This window comes from Streptomyces candidus (assembly GCF_014207445.1).
Taxonomy (GTDB): domain Bacteria; phylum Actinomycetota; class Actinomycetes; order Streptomycetales; family Streptomycetaceae; genus Streptomyces; species Streptomyces candidus.
This window is the reverse complement of sequence record NZ_JACHEM010000030.1, coordinates 1-15,925: the sequence shown is the minus strand read 5'-3', so window position 1 is coordinate 15,925 and position 15,925 is coordinate 1. Positions and strand designations below refer to the sequence as shown.

Annotated in this window: 17 protein-coding genes; 10 read left to right on the top strand and 7 right to left on the bottom strand. The window is 69.0% G+C overall.

Going from position 1 to position 15,925, the window contains the following annotated elements; all coding sequences use genetic code 11:
• Positions 1-211: 211 nt before the first annotated feature.
• The 3 genes from HNQ79_RS31250 to HNQ79_RS31240 form a co-directional block, all read right to left on the bottom strand.
• Positions 212-529, bottom strand: coding sequence for a hypothetical protein (locus tag HNQ79_RS31250; protein WP_185036355.1), 318 nt, complete (start codon positions 527-529; stop codon positions 212-214).
• Positions 530-629: 100 nt separating this feature from the next.
• A complete protein-coding gene (locus HNQ79_RS31245) occupies positions 630-824 on the bottom strand; it encodes a hypothetical protein (protein ID WP_185036354.1) in 195 nt (64 codons plus the stop codon).
• Between the two features lie 1,252 nt (positions 825-2,076).
• Positions 2,077-2,829, bottom strand: coding sequence for a hypothetical protein (locus tag HNQ79_RS31240; protein ID WP_185036353.1), 753 nt, complete (start codon positions 2,827-2,829; stop codon positions 2,077-2,079).
• Between the two features lie 1,541 nt (positions 2,830-4,370).
• On the opposite strand from HNQ79_RS31240, the gene HNQ79_RS31235 reads away from it, so the two are divergent.
• Positions 4,371-5,660 (top strand): replication-relaxation family protein, encoded by a 1,290-nt coding sequence (locus HNQ79_RS31235; RefSeq protein WP_229923753.1) that lies wholly within the window; start codon positions 4,371-4,373, stop codon positions 5,658-5,660.
• A 124-nt stretch (positions 5,661-5,784) separates the two neighbouring features.
• Here HNQ79_RS31235 and HNQ79_RS31230 read toward each other — a convergent pair whose 3' ends face one another.
• Together HNQ79_RS31230 and HNQ79_RS31225 are read right to left on the bottom strand one after the other, a co-directional pair.
• Positions 5,785-6,174: a hypothetical protein gene (locus tag HNQ79_RS31230; RefSeq protein WP_185036352.1), complete on the bottom strand. Its 390-nt coding sequence runs from the start codon at positions 6,172-6,174 to the stop codon at positions 5,785-5,787.
• Between the two features lie 758 nt (positions 6,175-6,932).
• A complete protein-coding gene (locus HNQ79_RS31225) occupies positions 6,933-7,136 on the bottom strand; it encodes a DUF6417 family protein (RefSeq protein WP_185036351.1) in 204 nt (67 codons plus the stop codon).
• Between the two features lie 145 nt (positions 7,137-7,281).
• On the opposite strand from HNQ79_RS31225, the gene HNQ79_RS31220 reads away from it, so the two are divergent.
• Both HNQ79_RS31220 and HNQ79_RS31215 read left to right on the top strand, forming a co-directional pair.
• The gene (locus HNQ79_RS31220; RefSeq protein WP_185036350.1) at positions 7,282-7,497 is read left to right on the top strand and encodes a hypothetical protein; all 216 of its coding nucleotides are present in this window, start codon (positions 7,282-7,284) and stop codon (positions 7,495-7,497) included.
• Entirely contained in the window at positions 7,494-8,057 is a 564-nt protein-coding gene (locus HNQ79_RS31215; RefSeq protein ID WP_185036349.1) for an AAA family ATPase, read from the top strand. The genes HNQ79_RS31220 and HNQ79_RS31215 overlap by 4 nt, the downstream gene beginning before the upstream one ends.
• Positions 8,058-8,278: 221 nt before the next feature.
• Here HNQ79_RS31215 and HNQ79_RS31210 read toward each other — a convergent pair whose 3' ends face one another.
• Positions 8,279-8,443 (bottom strand): hypothetical protein, encoded by a 165-nt coding sequence (locus tag HNQ79_RS31210; RefSeq protein WP_185036348.1) that lies wholly within the window; start codon positions 8,441-8,443, stop codon positions 8,279-8,281.
• Positions 8,444-8,454: 11 nt separating this feature from the next.
• Complete coding sequence (locus tag HNQ79_RS31205) at positions 8,455-9,534, bottom strand: protein phosphatase 2C domain-containing protein (protein ID WP_185036347.1); 1,080 nt, start codon at positions 9,532-9,534, stop codon at positions 8,455-8,457.
• Between the two features lie 537 nt (positions 9,535-10,071).
• Between HNQ79_RS31205 and HNQ79_RS31200 the strand changes: the two genes are divergently transcribed.
• The 7 genes from HNQ79_RS31200 (at position 10,072) to HNQ79_RS31170 (ending at position 15,565) form a co-directional block, all read left to right on the top strand.
• Positions 10,072-11,043 carry a LysR family transcriptional regulator gene (locus HNQ79_RS31200; RefSeq protein WP_185036346.1) on the top strand — a complete coding sequence of 324 codons (972 nt, stop codon included), beginning with the start codon at positions 10,072-10,074 and terminating at the stop codon, positions 11,041-11,043.
• 179 nt (positions 11,044-11,222) lie between these two features.
• Positions 11,223-11,525, top strand: a complete 303-nt coding sequence (locus HNQ79_RS31195) for a hypothetical protein (protein WP_185036345.1) — start codon at positions 11,223-11,225, stop codon at positions 11,523-11,525.
• A 154-nt stretch (positions 11,526-11,679) separates the two neighbouring features.
• Positions 11,680-12,321 carry a sensor domain-containing protein gene (locus HNQ79_RS31190; protein WP_185036344.1) on the top strand — a complete coding sequence of 214 codons (642 nt, stop codon included), beginning with the start codon at positions 11,680-11,682 and terminating at the stop codon, positions 12,319-12,321.
• A 35-nt stretch (positions 12,322-12,356) separates the two neighbouring features.
• On the top strand, positions 12,357-13,442 hold the full coding sequence (locus tag HNQ79_RS34665; RefSeq protein WP_185036343.1) for a sensor histidine kinase: 1,086 nt from the start codon (positions 12,357-12,359) through the stop codon (positions 13,440-13,442).
• A complete protein-coding gene (locus HNQ79_RS31180) occupies positions 13,418-13,603 on the top strand; it encodes a sensor histidine kinase (RefSeq protein WP_185036342.1) in 186 nt (61 codons plus the stop codon). The genes HNQ79_RS34665 and HNQ79_RS31180 overlap by 25 nt, the downstream gene beginning before the upstream one ends.
• Positions 13,604-13,620: 17 nt before the next feature.
• Positions 13,621-14,292, top strand: a complete 672-nt coding sequence (locus HNQ79_RS31175; protein ID WP_308437372.1) for a response regulator — start codon at positions 13,621-13,623, stop codon at positions 14,290-14,292.
• A 724-nt stretch (positions 14,293-15,016) separates the two neighbouring features.
• A complete protein-coding gene (locus HNQ79_RS31170; RefSeq protein WP_185036341.1) occupies positions 15,017-15,565 on the top strand; it encodes a GNAT family N-acetyltransferase in 549 nt (182 codons plus the stop codon).
• The last annotated feature ends 360 nt before the right edge of the window (positions 15,566-15,925 follow it).

Below are 15,925 nucleotides of genomic sequence, written 5' to 3'. Positions count from 1 at the left end.
AGAGAACAGGACCGCACCTCCGGTCGGCGAGCCTCAACGAGCGTGCTGTGCGGTGAAGTTGAGGGACACTGGCCGGTGGTGTGTGGTGTTCAGCGCAGGTACCCGGATTGTGGAGACGAAACCAAGATCGAGGTCCGAGTGTGCGGCGCCGTGGAAAACACGTGAAGGCCGTAGCCGACGTCAGGGAATCACTGCCGAGCGCCTCCGTCACTCAAGGACGCGTGCAGCCAGCGACCGCGTCCAAAAGCCGGGTGAGCTGACGCAGGACGGCTTCCGTCTCCGGACTGGGTGCCGTGAGCTCACCGAGGGGCGCCGCGGGGGACAGGAGATCGACGAGCCGACCGTCGTGCACGCCGGCCTCGGCAGCCCGCAGCTCAGTGCGTACACCCCCGCCGTTCCACCCCGTGCGGGCGAGCGCCTCGGACAACGCCTTCTCCGCTGCGCTGGGATACCAGGCACCCTGCGCGAGATCGTCGAGCAGAGTGGCCGCGACGCGGGACAGCGCCTGGAGCAGAGGATCAAAAGGCATACCCAACTCAACGAGATGCAGCGCGTGCGGTGCTCCCACGCGCGGGCGGCTCGGCGGGTACGGCAGCGTGGCCGTGTTCCCGTTCAGGACGTGGGCACGGTCAGCCGTCGGAGTTCTCGGGGTGCGCGGGCTTGTGCAGGGTCCAGGACTCCCCGGAGCAGCCTGCGGGCAGGGGAGGGAAGCGATGCCCCTTCACATCGGTGCTCCAGTGGTGTTCACTGCCGCAGTCGCACGCGTAGATACCGCTGGCGGGCACGATCTCACCGGGATGCCAGGACGCCTGGTGCTCACTCATGATCTCTGTCTACGACACGGCCGCCAACGGCGCGACCCGACCAGACCCCCGCAAGGGAGGCGTGGCCGCACGCAATCTGCCGGGTACGCCCCCAGCGCCACCACCTACGCGCTGCGGATCCGGGCCGAGGTGACGTGCTGATGGTGTGCCGATGCCGTCCCGGGTGCTGCGCGACGTTGCCCGGGTTGTCCGTGCGGCCGACGCCACGACGCATGAAGTAGCGAGCCACGGTCCCTGACTGGTCATCACCCAAACGCGTGCGCACGGCGCCCCGTCCGGGTGCGGGTGGGCGGGTGTGGCCGTACGGTCGTGAGTGCGCGTTCCCGACAGGACGAAGCACCGGTGGCCCCGCGTTTCCCGGTACGTACGCGGGGCCACCTTCACCTTTCTGGGCGGCCCAAAGCTCCCTGCACCGGCCCGCGAACGTCGTTGTCCTGGGCGGGGCGCACTCTCCAGCAACGACAGCGGCCACCGGGCCCTGTCCGGCCCGACAGAGTTCCTTGCAGGCGCTGATGCATCGTCGGTTTCCGTTTTCACGGGCCCACTCACCTTGTCTGCACCCAGTTTGCTCCGCGCCCGTGATGCGGGTGCGGTTGTCGCGCCGTGAGGCCGGGCTGCAGACTCCCTCGGCCTGGTCCCCCGGCCGTAGACTGCGCGAAGGGCGGCTGGGATCGTCGGCTTCCGGAACCTGACCCTCCATTTCCCGGAGGCTCTCAGACCCGCAGACGGCCCCGTGGGTTCGGTGATCGAGGGGAAACCGGTGTTGCTGCTGCTCCCGTTATGGGTTCTGATCTCCCTGCTCTGGACTGCGCTTGCCTGGCTGTTCCCTTCCCGTCGCTTCCTGGGGCTGGGGGTCGCAGCAGTCCATATGTCGCTGACCGTGTCCGCGGTGCTTGTGGGTGTCTGCGGAGGAGCAGCGGACGGTGGTCTTCCTGCATGGATCATCGTTCCAGGAGTGGTCTCCGCCCTAATCCGGGTGGCTGTTGAGTGCTCGGGTGCACACGGGCAGCAGCAGTGAGCTGAGAAGCCGTCCCTCCTTGGCTCCGCGCTCGGCTCGGGGCGGGCGGACGCTTTACGCGGGAGCGGTTCATGACGGGCGCCTTTTCCCGCGGCCCGGCAGGGTGCCCGGCCCGCTGCCCTGGGCCGTTTCGACCAGTGGCGGGGCATCGCCACGCGCTTCGAGGAGACCGCAGCCATCTACCTGGCCGGACGGCACGGTGCTGGCATTTTTCTGGTCTGCCAGGCAAGCGACTCAGGAGCAGGAGCGAACCGCATTGTCCCAGGCACCAGGGCTGCCGTAGTGGTTCTTGTGCCCTGCGGCAAGTACGTGGCGTAGTTCGGCAAGGTGCTGGGTGTTCGTAGGGATCTCCAGTCGGCTGAGGAGGGTCAGTGCGGCAGCCGGCTCAAGGTCGCCGTAGACGTCGTGAAAGCTCGCCAGGAGGCCGCCGAAGACGGCCGAGTGCAGAGCAGGAAGCCGCATGGCCGTGCGGTACGTCAGCTCCTTCACCGTCCAGCGCACCGGTCCCGAACACTCCAGAACCCGACGTGCTCGGCGGAGCAAAGCTTCCGATCGCTCGGCCACCACCCGGTCGATGTCGTTACCGAGAACCTCGGTGAACGCCGTCGCGGACGTGCCGTGGTCCTCGAACCAGTCCACCCACAGCGAGTAGGTCACAGCCTCGGCGTCCCGGTCGGCCTCCAGCCGCTGACGGTAGTGGCCCCACAGCACATCGGCCGGCAGGGAAGCCTCACCACCCCCGTTCGCGAACCGGATCTCGCACGTAACCCAGTACTCGTCGAGAAGGTCCAGCAGCCCGAAAGCCAACCGCACCTGATCGGCCGCATCCAGGTCTTCGGCGAACACCTCACCGGCCCAGGAGTGCGCCACCTGGTTGGCGGTGAGCACCGCATCCGGCTCCTCGTCGCTCACCCACCCGTCGCGCACCTGACTGACGCCCTGACCGGCCAGCCAACGCCGCGCTGCCTCCTCGGCTTGCATCTCCATTCGGGGAGTATGACAAGCCTCGCAAGATCCGACCGAACAGCCTGAAGCCGGTCTCCTACCGGGGCCGGTTTCGGAGGATGCTCCCCGCCGCCGTCCCTGCCGTCCTGCTCGCACGACACGGGCATCGGTGCGTACGTGCGTGTGATCATGGAGGTGTTGCATTCCTTCGCCCGCGAGGTGATCTTCTTGACGAAGGTGGGCACTGCGTCCTTACGCACTGTTGCCTCGGCAGCACGACGAACGGAAGGTGCTGGCCTCCACGGTCGATGCGTGGGGCCGGGCTCTCTGGCTGATCTGCCCCGACGCCCGTTTCCCTCACAGGCGGTCGGGCCGGGACGTGCCGGCACCCGTGCAACTGCCCTTTGACGCCGTCGTCGTCATCAGCGACCAGGGCAAGGTCCGTGAACGGGCCCTGTACGGGGTGGCTGTGGACCCGGTTGCCTTCGATGTTCTCCCGGGCGGCGGTTTCGTCCTTGCCGGCCGCGGAGGGCCGAACGCACGGTCGGGCCAGATCTTCGGCCCCGACGGCCGCTCCCGGCGCCGCCCCGGGCGACGGCACCCTGGTGCTGCGCTCCCGGGCGGGACGGTGCGCATTTGGGAAATCGGGGGGACCGAGGTCAAGGGGGTGTGTGATATGGGGACTTCGCTTGTTCCGGGCCCTTGCGGCGGAGCCGTCACGCGCTGCCCAGAAACGCGCCGCGCGCCACGATGCGCACCACAGGACGGTCGGTGCGCGCACCATCCCCACGGCCGCGCCGACGGTGCGCGCACCGGTCCGCACCCGGCTGCGCGCCACCGCACCGACAGTGCGCGCGCGCACCGCGATGCGCACCACCGGCCCGGGAGTGGATGCCATCGTGCAGAGTGGACCGCACCCGATGCCCGCCACCGCATCCGATGCCCGGACGATGCACGGCATCCGATGCGCGACATTGCGGTGGGAGTGCCCTGCATCGTCTCGGGAGTGCACGACATCGCGATGGAGAGTGCACAGCATCCGATGCCCGCCACCGGGGCCAGGCCGGTGCATCGTTCCTTGACCAGGTTGGAAAGGGGTCGCCTCCGACCGGAACGGGACGGCGCCCGAGGGGGGAGAAGTCTCCGCCCTGGACAGAGGACGGAGTCGGGGCGGGAGCTCTGCCTGTGGCGTCAGTCACGGATAAATCGCCAAGGGCGAGGCGTTTCTAGGGCACAGCAGGCACCGATCGGTGCTGCGCGTCAGACAGCGGACAAGGGGTGCTTCCTCACGGTGGCTCCGGCCCGAGCGCAGATCCGCGCACGGGCCGGACGACCACCGACCCGGCCCGCAGGCCGGAGAAACCGAGGACACCGTGCCGACCGAACCCACGCCCGACCCCGCCCACGAGGACAGCGCCGCCCTCGGTCGCCGGCCTTCCGAGGACGTCGACCAGGTCCCGCAGGCCCCCTCCACGGACCCCTCCGTTGCCCCCTCCACGGCCTCTTCGCCCGCCCGGCGCGTATCCGCAGGTCAACCCCGCAAGAACAGGGCCTCAGCTGCGTTCGACAACCCTTCTAAGTCTTTGAAGCAGACATGGAAGCCCACCCACACCCGGAAGAAGGAAGTGCTGAAGGCTCTCGGGGTCTTCCAGAGGGCTACCGCGGAACACCTGTGGCGGATGCTGCGCCCCGGAGACAGCCACGACCGGATCACGAGGGACACCCTCAACGCCCTCAAGGACGACGGGAAGGTTCGGGTGGAGACGCGGCTGGAGTCGGGCCATCAGCTGTGGGTGCTCACCGAGCGAGGACACAAGGAAGCCAGGCAGCTGCTGCCGAAAACCGTGCGGGTCTCCGCGCTGCGCAAGCGCGAGTTCGACGACGAGGGCGAGCCGGTCACCGGCGAGGGCTTCGACGCACACGCGGCCGCCGTCACGATGACCGCAGCCGTCCTCACCGGCGCCGGCTTTGGCACGCCGCTGTCCTGGCAGACCGAGATTGGCCACCGCCTCCCGTACGGGTACACCCAGTACGCCGACCTGACGATGCGGGCCCCGGACGCCGGGGTGCCCGCGATGCTCCTGGAGGTCGACCGCGTGAACGAGCCCGTGGACGTGCTGGTGGCCAAGGTGCGCCGCTACAGCGAGTGGTTCGAGCTCCTGGCGCCGAAGGCCGACAAGGACCACGAGCGGGCGGCCCGCTCCTACGGGGGAGCCAAAGTGCATGACTTTAGGCTGTGGTCGCGGATCTACCCGGCGACCGGCCACGAGGGCTACGTGCCCCTCGCGTTCGTGTTCACGGGCAAGACGAAGGCGCAGCGGGCCAGCCGGATGCGACGGCTGGAAGAGGCCGCCCGCCGCTACTTCGCCGGGGAGCCGTACTCGGGCCGCGCCTCGGGCATCACGGCCGTCGACTACCACCAGGCGGTGCCCGTGGTCGTCACAGAGCTGGAGCGGATCACGGCCGATGCGGAGGGGGCGGCGGGGAAGGTGTGGCGCAGGCTCGGGCGCGATGAGGATGAGTGGCAGACGCTGGGCGAGGCTTTGGACAACCCCGACGGCGACCGGCTGTACGCGGTGCAGTGGAAGGAGGCCCGCCGGCGGCAGGAAGAGCGTGAGGCTGCGGCGCGGGAGGCGCAGCGGCCGGTGTGCACCCGCTGCGGCACGAAGTTCACCGACGACCGCTGGCAGTCGACCCGGCAGTCGAATTGGCACAGCGAGGGGGATGAGCTGTGCGGGCCGTGCCTGGACGAACACCATGAACGAGTGAGGGCGGAGAAGGCCGCGCGCCGCTTGGCGGAGGAAGCCGCGGTCAGGGAGGCGGCCGAAGCGGAGGCGAAGAAGAACCGCCGATTGTTCGGCCGCCGCCGGTAGCCGGCGCGCGGCTCAGCGGCCGGGGGACGTCTTGTCGGCTACCGGGCCGGGGCGGAAAGATCGGATGGGCACCATCCATTACCGAGGGGGAGGAGCACGGTGAGCAACAAGCTGCTGGGGCCGGTCAGTGGCGGTGACGCCAGTACTGATGTGTCTTCAGCACCTCCCAGCTCCACGTGGAGCGCTGCTGTGCCAAGGTGTGTCCGGCTCGGACACCGAGCTGTTCGGCGATGGCAGGGAAGCGCGGGTGCATCTCCCGATTGCCGACCGTGACCAGGGCTGACAGCAGTGGCTCTCCGTGGTCGCGGTCGTCGTCGACGAGCCACAACAGGACGCTCTCGTCCTCGCGCTGCAGACGAGGCAGCTTGGACAGACGCTTGCGCAGTGCAGCCCAGGTCGTGGTGGCCCCAGCTCGGGCGGTCTGTTCGAGCAGGGGCCGCAGATCGGTTGCGAACTCCGCGAGCCGTCCCGCTTCCAGCAACCCCCGGTGCCCGGGCTGCGGACCCGCAGTCACTTCCGCAGGAGGCACCGGCGGAGTGCTGCGGCCGCCCGGATTCCGCGGCTCCCTCCGCATCGCGTGCGCAGACTGCGCCTGTGCGGCCTGCCTGGCGGAAGCGGGGCCACGGGATGATCCAACAGCCCTCGGCCGGACAGCGGGAACTGGTTCAGCGGAGGCGGGCCTGGTGCGCCTTGGGGGGCGCGGCACGCCCGGGGCCGGTTGTGAAGGAGTGGCTTGGGCGGCGCGGCGCGACTCCTCCTCTCGCCACCGGCGAGAGCCCAGCACCGCCTTGAGATCCCTCAGCTGCACCCGCTGCTCGAGGGTCTCGCGCGGTGGAGCCTGAGAAGCCTGGTGCCACGCCCACTCGAACAACTCCGCCGCCACCACCACATCGAACCGCTCGATCGCCCGCTGCAGTTCGGTGAGCGTGCCGTTCAGGCCCCGCCGGATCGTCGCGATGTCCATCGCGCTCAGGGCCGGACGTCCGGTAGTCCGACGCCGGAAATCGGTCTGCCACGCCGACCCGCCACTGAGCCGTACCCGCCCGTTCGACAAAAGCCGCCCCCGCCCTCAGCACCACGACATGCCCCTGCGGACACGTCACTACCCGCCCAAGATGAGCTACAACACCCCGACGAACAAGAGGACTTCGCGACAGTGGACCCGGAGCTGGGCGCAGGGGGCCGCCACGAACGGCACGGTCAGGAGTCCGCGTGTGCGCCCGGCCCGGTCCATGGCATGGGGTCGTGCACACACATCGCCCCCGCGGCGTCCTAGCCGGCGGGTTCCGGTGGGATGCGGGAGGTGAGCTGCTGGGCAAACCAGTGCGCTTCCTCGGCGAGTTCGTCGTCCTCGGCAGCGATAACCTGCAGCAGACGCAGCAGGTCATGGCTTTCGGAGAGGGTGAGCAAGGGCAGCAGCGGGCCGGTGTTCTCTGCAGCACCGTGCGCGGGTGGAGTGGTCTGGGGGAGAGTCATGACCTCCACAACGCCTACAGCGGTGCCCGGATACGCACCAGTACGCCAACGGAGTCCCACATCCCCTTGGCGCCCCGGCGGAGGGCACGGCCGTTGTCGGATCCTGTCCGTAGCCTTGGCTGGAGTACCTGAGACAGGAGCGCACGTGGCCCGCAGCGGAATCAGCAAGCGTGAGATCGACACGTGGGCGAAAGGCGTGGTCAAGGAGGCCAACAAGAGCCTGGAGCAGCCTCAGCGTCGGAATCCTCCCCGCGTATCCGTCGACGCCGCCCTTGGGGCGGTCCCCGGCGGTGGGGTGACCGAGAGCAACGGCTACTTGGCTTCGCTGCGCGAACCCGGCCCGGGGGGCGTGACCGCGTGACACCCTCCGCGCCCGGCACCGTAGGTACCAAGGACACGCGCTTGATCGTGGTCCGGGGCAACAGTGCCTCGGGGAAGTCGTCCGTAGCGGCTGGGCTGCGCGAGCAGTTCGGACGCAACCTCGCGATCGTCGGCCAGGACAACCTGCGCCGGACCGTGCTGCGCGAACGCGACCGGCCTGGTGGCGCCAACATCGGCCTGATCGACCTTACCGCCCGCTACGCCCTGGACAACGGTTTCCACGTCGTCGTCGAAGGCATCCTGTACGCCGACCGCTACGGCCCCATGCTCCAGAATCTGGTGCGTGCTCATCGTGGTGTCTCGCGTTGCTACTACCTCGACGTGCCGTACGAGGAGACGGTGCGGCGGCATGCGACGAAGCCGGATGCCGAGTACCTCACCCACGTCACCCCCGATCATCTCAGCGACTGGTACTGGGAGAAGGATCTGCTGCCCGACGGCGTCGAGAGCGTCATCGGTGCGACCAGTACCCTGGACGACAGCATTCAGCAGCTGCTGCGCGAGAGCGGGCTGGACCAGATCCCCTCGATCGACCGCTGACGATGCCCTCCGACGACTCGCGTCCGGCTCGTAGGGCCCTCGATACGCGACTGGACCGCCTCACCGGACCCTCCCCGGCCGCCGCACAGCCCGCTGGGGACTGTCTCGTGTCCTGTCCCAGATAATTCTGGGGCAGGGTGATGCTCTGGCCTGCGCTGCCTACGGTTGTGCGGGACGGGTTGGCGGTTGGTGTCCCGCTCGACCGTAGGCAGCGTGGTCGTTCACCCGCGCAGCCAGGCCAGCAGGCGCCGTGGAGTCGGTTGCGAGGTGCTGGCCGCCATGGATCGGGGTGTCGGCTCGACCGTCCTGGCTTGTTGGGCGAGCCGGTACTCGTCGGCTTCACGGATGAGCTCCTGAGCGCGGATCTGGTGCAGCTCGAAGTGCATGCCGTTCGCTCCTACTGCTGGAGCTCCAGGACGTCGGCGACCACGCAGCTGACGTTGTCGGGGCTGCCGCAGCCATTGGCGAGGGCGATGAGTTCGCGGACGGCCTGCTCGGGCTCGCTGATCTCGGAGAGCACCCGCCGGATTGCTTCGGGCTGCACTACGGTCGACAGGCCGTCGGAGCAGAGCAGGTACCGGTCTCCCAGCTGAGCATCGTGCAGGCGCATGTCGTAGGTGGCGTCGGTTCCTTGGCCCAGGGCTCGTAGCAGCAGCGCCCGCTGGGGGTGGGAGACGGCTTCCTCCGGCGTGAGTCGTCCTTCGTCGACCATTGATTGCACCATGGTGTGGTCGTGGGTGATCTGGAACATCTTTCCGTCGCGTACGAGGTAGACGCGGGAGTCGCCGATGTGGACGAGGGCCAGTTGTGAGCCGGTCCAGAGCATCGCGGTGAGTGTGGTGCCTGTCTCTGCGAGTGATGAGTGGGTCCCGGCGGCACCGGTGACGGCCTGTTTGGCCTGCTCGATGGCGTCTTCGAGGACGTTGAGGAGATCACCCGCATGGATGCTGTCCGTTTCGAGGCGCTTGAGCGCCTCGACGGCGGCAGCGCTCGCCGGGGCTCCCGTACTGCCGTAACCGTCGGCGACGGCGAGCAGGCGGGGTCCGGCGTAGGCGGTGTCCTGATTGCTCCCGCGGACAAGGCCCGTGTCGGAAAGGGCGGCGTAACGGATGCCCAGGGGCTCGGTGTTGGGAGACATTGCGGGGTCCTTCCAGGACAGGTGGCCGATGAGGAAGGAAACGAGGTCCCGTCGCGCGGCGGTGTCGGCCTCGACCTCGGCCCAGAACGCACGGATCTCCTGGGTCGCCGCAGCCGGGTCCAGCGCGCTGACGTGCTGGATGCGGGCCAGCGGCACCCACAGACGCCGGAGCCAGGCCACCAGCCGGGCCTGGTCCAGCTGTTCCGGCGCGTACAGGCGATAACCGCTCACCGGCTCGACGCGAGCGGGGGTCACCAGTCCGAGCTCGTCGTAGAGACGCAGTGCCTTCGCTGACAGGCGGGACGCTTTCGCGAACGCCCCGATGGTCAGCAGTCCCATGCTCGTTCCTCCTCGTGCCGGGCACATCGCCCGGCCCCACCGATGCTGTGGCTTCCCCCAAGGTCAACTATCGGAGCTGACTGCTCTTCCGCGGCGGTCGATGCGGCGCATTACCGTGGCGCACTCCCGACCGAGGCCGACGAGGGCGGGACCGGCCAGCTACCGCGCGAACCGCCCACTGGAAGGGGCGATAGAGCACGTTCTTTCGCTGCGGTGCTGTGGCGGGAACGGAATCTGATGGCGATTCGTCGGCGGCGGAACCAGGCACGGGCCTTGCCGTTTCGGCTCCTGCGAGCGGGTTGCTGTTTCGAGTGGTCGGAGTCGTTGTCGCGGTGGGGCATGGCGGCGGCAACAAGCATCTGTCCGCTGACCGCCAGCCGCAGTGGGCAAGGCGCCGAAGGGGAGTCGGATCGGGAGGGTTCGTAGTGGGGCATGGCCTCTACGCTCGTTCGGGGCAGCCGTTTGCGTCCAACACCTGTCCCGTCCGCTTTCACGCACATATGTTGTCAGTACCGTCCGCGAGGGTAGATTGCCCGAATGTCCCGCGATTTCGATCCCCGATTGTTGCGTGCCTTCGTCGCCACCGCCGAAGAGCTGCACTTCACGCGCGCCGCTAGTCGGTTGTACGTTGCTCAGCAGGCACTGAGCCGGGACATCCGCCGTCTCGAACGCGACCTGGGCGAAGACCTGTTCATACGGACCACCCGTCAGGTTCGCCTGACGTCCGAAGGTGCGCGGCTCCTGCCGTACGCACGGCAAGTACTCGCAGCGCACGAAGCCTTCTCCGCCGCGGCCTCGGTACGCAAGCAACGGCCCCTTCTTGTCGACGTCGGGGATCTGGTGACTACCGGATACCAGGTACTGGAGGAAACCCGGCGCACCCACCCGGAACTGGAACTCGTCGCCCGCTTCCACAGCGGCCTCACCGGGGCTGCCCAGGAGATCCTCGACGGCTCCCTCGACGCTTCGTTCGGACGGTTCGCCGGCCTCGCCCCCGCAGTGGCCGCGCGCCTCACCCACCGCCCAGTCCGGTTCGAGCGAATGGCCGTTCTCCTGCCGGAGGACCACGCCCTGTGTGCACATGACCACATCCCGCTGAAGGCTCTGGCCGGCCGGACGCTCTACGCCGCGGCGGGCAACCAGTCCGCTGTCGAGTGGACCGACCTCGCCAGCCAACTGTTCGCCGGGTACGGCATTCACCTGGCGGAGCAGTTCCCCGAGATCGAGGGACCGGAAGAGTTCATGCGCGTCGTACGAAAACGAGGCTGGTGGGTGCTTGCCAGCACGGAATTCATCAAAGTGCCCGGCATGGCCCTGCGCCTGCTGAGCGACCCCGTGCCCCTCTCGCCCCTCTCCCTGGTCTGGCGTACGGGACTCGACCATCCGGCGCTCGACGCCCTCGTCGACACCGTCCGGCGTCTCGCAGAGGAGCACCACTGGCTTGACCTGCCTTCGGATGCATGGCTGCCTCCGGAGGACAGGGCGGCAATGCAGGAGGGCGATGTGTAGGCCGCAGTGAGGAGCGGCTACCTGGTGCGGTCTCAGTGGCGCTTGGGAAATGCGCACCCGCAGGGCTTGAGGCACGACCAGTTCACCGACCGGTGGCCGAGGGGGACCTCCGTCCGGGGGGTCGGGATGCGATGCCCGTAGGAACGGTAGGGCTTTCACGGGTTCATACTGAGGACCTGATGGTCTTCGCCCTCTATATCGCCTTCGCTGTCGCTGTCCTGCTCCTGACGTGGGCAGGGCCGATCGTTCTTCTGCTCGCTGCGCGCACCAGGTTCCTGGCACCCTGGCTGCTGGCCGTTGCCGTGACCGGTATCGCTGCGGCGTACGCACTGGGCAGCGCCGAGACGGGCTCCATGGCGATGGTGTTCTTCGGACCGAGCGTGGTGACCGTACTCATCTATCTGGGACTGCGCTGGGGATTTCGGGAGAGCCCGCGTACGGGGGAGAACGGTCGGACCTTGCGAAGTCGCGAAGACACCTGACGGGAGGTCGTCTCGATGGATCCCGCGGTCGCGGAGGGCTGAGCAAAGTCCGCGGCGGGGTCGCCGGGTAGGGGGCGATGGTTCGGTTTGCCCCACCCCTGGGTGTCGTACCCGCACGGTCGTGCTGGGGGCCGGTGGCGGTCAGGCTGGGGTCATGGACATCGCAGCGGGTGGGACAGCACGGACGAAGCAGCAGGACGGGGCGCGGCGGCCGGCCGCGCGGAGCGGGTTTCCGGGGTGGCGGGCGGTGCTTTGGGAGCCGTTCCGGGTGCGGACGTGGCGGCGGATGCTCTATCTGTTGCTGGCTTTCCTCGTGGGGTTGCTGTGCCTGCCGCTCGCCCTCGTCGGCGGGCCGGTGGGGCGCGTGCAACTGGTCTTGCAGCGGCGGTTGCTGAGGGAGGAGTTCGAGGTACGGGAGCGGGCTGGGGTGCTCGGGGTGGCCCATGCCGTACTCGGGCTGCCGGTGCATCTGGTCGCCCTGGTGGTGACGTACTTCTTCTGGTTCCTGGCGGCCATCAATCTCGGGTACCCGCTGCGGCCGGGCAATGACCCCACGGACTCCTGGGGTGGCCCCACCATGGCTGGCGCGTGGGCGTTCCACGCCCTCACCGGAGGCGTCGGCTTCTTCCTCCTCGCGCCGTGGGTCGCCAAGGGCTTCACCGTCCTCCAGACGCGGCTTGCCGCCGGGCTGCTCGGGCGGGACCGGAGCGGGCTCGGCCGCACGCTCCGGCTCGCATTCGCGGTTGCCGCGGTGTGCGGGCTGCTTTCGGTGCCGATCATCCGTCAGTTCCCGTAGGCACGGCTCGAGCGGGCAATGATCTAGTGGGCACTGTGCAACGTCATTTCCGGGCCGCCCTCCACGCCCTCCTCGCCCCGGTCCTGGCCCTCGTCGGCCTGCTTCTCGTGCTCGTCGCTCTGCTGGTGAGCGGGGCACTCTCTGTGACTGCGCTCGGGCCGTGGCTGCTTGCCGGCACTCTGCGCGGGGCCGCACACCTGGCCTCAGCGCAACGCGCGCTGGCGGGCCGCCTGTTGGGGACACAGGTCGAGCCGCCGCCCGCCCTGCCTGCAGCGCCCGGACTGTTCGGCTGGCGGCGGGCGGTGCTCGCCGATCGTCAGGCGTGGCGTGCGGCCGGCTGGGTGTGCGTGGCTCCGCTGGTGGCCCTGCCGGGTCTGGCAGCCGCCTTCGTCGGCTACGTGTACGGACTGCTCTTCCTCCTCCACCCGCTCCTCCGGCACGTCAACTACACGACAGTCCATGCCTCCGACGGCACCGAACACCAGGTGTCGCTCTCCTTGTTCGGCGTGCAACTCGACTCGTGGCCACGGTGGTTGCTCGTCGTGGCGATGGGTGCGCTGCTGCTCGCCCTGGCCCCCCGGCTGGTACAGCGGGCCCTCCTCCCGTACGAGGAGGTCCTGCGCGCGCTCCTCGGCCCCGGGGCGGCCGACCGGCGCATCCGCACCCTGGAGGAGACCCGCGCCCAGGCCGTCGAGGACGCTGCGGCCACCCTGCGGCGCATCGAACGCGACCTGCACGACGGTACACAGGCCCGGCTCGTCGGCCTCGGCATGCACCTCACGATGATCAGGGAAATGGTGGCGGGAGGAGCTCCGGGTGACCAGGTGCTGGCCGTCGTCGAGACCGCGCAGGGGAACGCCAAGCAGGCCGTCGCCGACCTCCGGAGCCTGGTCAAGGGCATCCACCCCCCGGTCCTGGACCAGGGGCTTGACGCCGCGCTGGCGACCCTGGCGGCGGACAGCCCGCTGCGGGTTCAGGCGCGGGTGGCGGCCGGTGAGCGGCCGTCCCCGGCGATCGAGGCCATCGCCTACTTCTGTGCGGCCGAACTGCTCGCCAACGCGGCCAAGCACAGCGGGGCACCGAGGCGGCGGTCGACGTGGCGCAGGGAGAGGGGCGGCTGACCCTCGTCGTACGGGACGACGGGTGCGGCGGGGCGGTCGTCGGGGCCGGGAGCGGGCTGACCGGGCTGCTCGGACGCGTCAGGGCGGTGGACGGGATGCTGGAGTGCCACAGTCCGGTGGGCGGGCCTACGGTGGTGCGCGTCGTCCTGCCGTATCAGTAGAGGAAGTTCATCCCGTCATGTCTGCACCAGTGTCGCCCTTGCGGGTCGTCATCGCCGAGGATTCCGTTCTGCTGCGCGACGGGCTCGCCCAGCTTCTCGGGATGCGGGGCGTGGAGGTGGTCGCGGCGGTGGGCGACGCGGACGCGCTGCTGGCGGCGGTGGCGGAGCACGGACCGGACGCGGCGGTCGTCGACGTGCGGATGCCGCCGACACAGACGGACGAGGGACTGCGGGCGGCGGTCGAGATCCGGCGGACACGGCCCGCCACCGGGGTACTGATCTTCTCCCAGTACGTGGAGACGAAGTACGCGGCGCAGTTGCTGAGCGGAGGGAGCGGGAGCGGGGGCGTCGGCTACCTGCTCAAGGAGCGCGTCATGGACCTCGGGGAGTTCGTGGACGCGCTCGGCAGGGTGGCATTGGGCGGAACGGCCCTGGACCCCGAGGTCGTCTCGCAGCTCTTCGGCGCGAGCCGGCGGGGATCGGCCCTGGACGGGCTGACGCCGAGGGAACGGGAGGTGCTGGGACTGATGGCGCAAGGGCTCGCGAACCAGGCCATCGCCGACAGGTTCGTGGTCACCGAGCGGGCGGTGGAAAAGCACGTGGCGCACATCTTCGCCAAGCTGGGCCTGACGGTGGGGGAGGGCGGGCACCGCAGAGTGCTGGCGGTGCTGAAGTACCTGGAGGGATGAGCGGCGAAAATTCTCCTCACGCCGTGCCTGCCCGTCACGCCTCCTCCGCCCCTGCGCAGTGATCCTCCTCCGGCAACACTCCGACGTTCCCCAGGAGCTGCGCGAGAGCCGGAGGGTAGGAACCCCTGCTGCGACCGGTACACAGCCAGTGCATGCAGGTGCGCAGCCGTGGCAGGATGACCTCATGCTGATCCGAAAGGGCGATGCCGCGTAGGCGTCCCAAGACCGTCCGTGCAGAGCGGTGGCGGCCACGATGGCAGTATCCGGTTCTGCGGGTCCCCGGTGTCTCCGCGCGGACTCGTGCAGCGATCCGCCAGGTCGAAGACCGGGAGATGTGGCCCAACGCGGTCGCCAAAGCACTCTCGTGTTTCGAGTGGGCTTTCAAGGAGCCCGGACGTTACCTCGACGCCTCCGCGTTCGATGCGCCCGGGGTAGGGGATGCCCGCGATGACCTGGAGTGGGCGATGCTGCACCTTCCGCCCGGAGCCAGACGGGACTTGGGCCGATTGCTCACGCTTATCGATAAGGAATTCGAGCGCCGCACCTTGCCGGAGCCCAACTACAACGAGTGGGCAACGACGCGCTGGTGGTGGACCAGATCGCGTGAACGCTGACGGTCCCTGCGGACGCCGCCCCTCCCTGCCTTCGAACGAACCTTTCACCCTTCGCGCTGACCATGTTCTGTTTCGGATCGCGCGAATGGGCGTGCGGTAGGTTGCCCGCCATGACTGAGTTAGGACCCGTTGCCTGGCCACCTGCCCTGATAAGGACCGAGCGGCTCGTGCTCCGAGAGTCGCAGGCCTGGGACCGTACGGCGTTCATCGAGTTGTTCGCCTCGCCACAGGTGCGCACCTACCTCGGTGGCCCTCGCCCGCGTAACGAGCTCGAACGCGAGGTGCCTGAACTGCCCGGGCGGCGCCCCGGCCTTTTCGTGATCGATCTCAACGGAGCGATGATCGGGGCCGTCACGCTCGATCGGCGCGACGCCGAGCGTCCGGGGCATGTCCGCCCAGATGCCGGGGAGGCCGAGCTCGGGTATGTGCTCCTGCCGGAGGCGTGGGGATGCGGGTATGCCGTCGAGGCATGCGCGGCGGCGCTCGGCTGGGTCGCTGACGCGCTTCCCGGCGAGCCGGTGGTGCTGTGCACCCAGACCGCCAACGAGCGCTCGATGCGCCTCGCGGCGAAGCTGGGATTCACCGAGGTGGAACGGTTCGAGGAGTGGGGCGCCGAGCAGTGGTTCGGTGTGTGGTCCCCGCTCATGGTGTCCGGCTGAGCTTGGACTGGGCGGCGTCGTCTGCACCTTGCAGCAGGAAGCCGTGCGTGGCCGGTGCGCAGTTCGGCGCTCGTGCGGTGTTCGCCCTCGCCCTCGCGTCGGACCTGGTGAGTGCCACGCCGTCCTTCCGGACGTACACGGCGCTCGAACGAATCCGGCCGTGACGGAGAGTGGCGGCCCGTTACTGATCGTGCTCGCAAGGGCCCGATTATGAGTGTTCGGGCCACGTGTCTTCGGCCGGGGAGCTTCGGCAACGGAGGTGCTTAGAAGCCGTTGTCTTTCCGTATGTGAGCGCTGAGTTTCCGCTGTTCAGGCGTGGTTTCGGCCGGGGTGAGGGAGAGTCTCGACGTTCTTCCCGTT

Bases quoted from the DNA above. Each gene is read 5' to 3' on its own strand.
- HNQ79_RS31175 (WP_308437372.1), top strand. From the start codon at position 13,621: ATGTCTGCACCAGTGTCGCCCTTGCGGGTCGTCATCGCCGAGGATTCC.
- HNQ79_RS31195 (WP_185036345.1), top strand. From the start codon at position 11,223: ATGGTCTTCGCCCTCTATATCGCCTTCGCTGTCGCTGTCCTGCTCCTG.
- HNQ79_RS31250 (WP_185036355.1), bottom strand. From the start codon at position 529: ATGCCTTTTGATCCTCTGCTCCAGGCGCTGTCCCGCGTCGCGGCCACT.
- HNQ79_RS31190 (WP_185036344.1), top strand. From the start codon at position 11,680: ATGGACATCGCAGCGGGTGGGACAGCACGGACGAAGCAGCAGGACGGG.
- HNQ79_RS31200 (WP_185036346.1), top strand. From the start codon at position 10,072: ATGTCCCGCGATTTCGATCCCCGATTGTTGCGTGCCTTCGTCGCCACC.
- HNQ79_RS31205 (WP_185036347.1), bottom strand. From the start codon at position 9,534: ATGGGACTGCTGACCATCGGGGCGTTCGCGAAAGCGTCCCGCCTGTCA.
- HNQ79_RS31225 (WP_185036351.1), bottom strand. From the start codon at position 7,136: ATGACTCTCCCCCAGACCACTCCACCCGCGCACGGTGCTGCAGAGAAC.
- HNQ79_RS31170 (WP_185036341.1), top strand. From the start codon at position 15,017: ATGACTGAGTTAGGACCCGTTGCCTGGCCACCTGCCCTGATAAGGACC.
- HNQ79_RS31240 (WP_185036353.1), bottom strand. From the start codon at position 2,829: ATGGAGATGCAAGCCGAGGAGGCAGCGCGGCGTTGGCTGGCCGGTCAG.
- HNQ79_RS31210 (WP_185036348.1), bottom strand. From the start codon at position 8,443: ATGCACTTCGAGCTGCACCAGATCCGCGCTCAGGAGCTCATCCGTGAA.
- HNQ79_RS31245 (WP_185036354.1), bottom strand. From the start codon at position 824: ATGAGTGAGCACCAGGCGTCCTGGCATCCCGGTGAGATCGTGCCCGCC.